The sequence below is a fragment of the Carboxylicivirga fragile genome (assembly GCF_050589805.1).
GTDB classification, from domain to species: domain Bacteria; phylum Bacteroidota; class Bacteroidia; order Bacteroidales; family Marinilabiliaceae; genus Carboxylicivirga; species Carboxylicivirga fragile.
Window position 1 is genome coordinate 1 of sequence record NZ_JBNGOY010000131.1, and the last position, 476, is coordinate 476.

1 protein-coding gene is annotated in these 476 nt (G+C 35.9%); it reads right to left on the bottom strand.

The annotated features are described in order from the left end of the window. A partial coding sequence (locus ACRD7B_RS22855; RefSeq protein WP_430826979.1) for a transposase occupies positions 1-476 on the bottom strand: 476 nt, incomplete at both ends.

Sequence of the window (476 nt, forward strand, 5' to 3'; positions counted from 1 at the left end):
GTAGCATCGGTAAGAATTTGATCTAGTTCTTCCATATGAGGCAACCAATGACGCGCTAAACACTTTTGTGATTCGTCCACATCAAGTTTGCCTGCTAACTCACATCTGATTTGACTGACAATTTTGAAATTATTGAGTTGCTCGCCCATGCCGAGTAATAATCGGCAAAACAGTTGGTAATGAATGTTAGAGTTGAATTGCTCTACTAGTCGCTCATCTGAACAACAGGCATAGTTCTTTAAAAACATTAACGCCAGCTTGCCTTGTGGACTAAAAATACAATCTGGCCCCATCTTACTATCAGTTAAATCAAAAACTTTAACTAGTTCATCCCATGGTATGGCCTGATAAATTTTGCCTAAGGAGCTAGAAAGAAATTGTTTATAAACAACCTGAAAATTATCCTCAATAGAAAAAAGAGGAAGATGAGTTTGAAATTCTGGAATACTTTGTAATTTTATCACTATTCGAAAAAT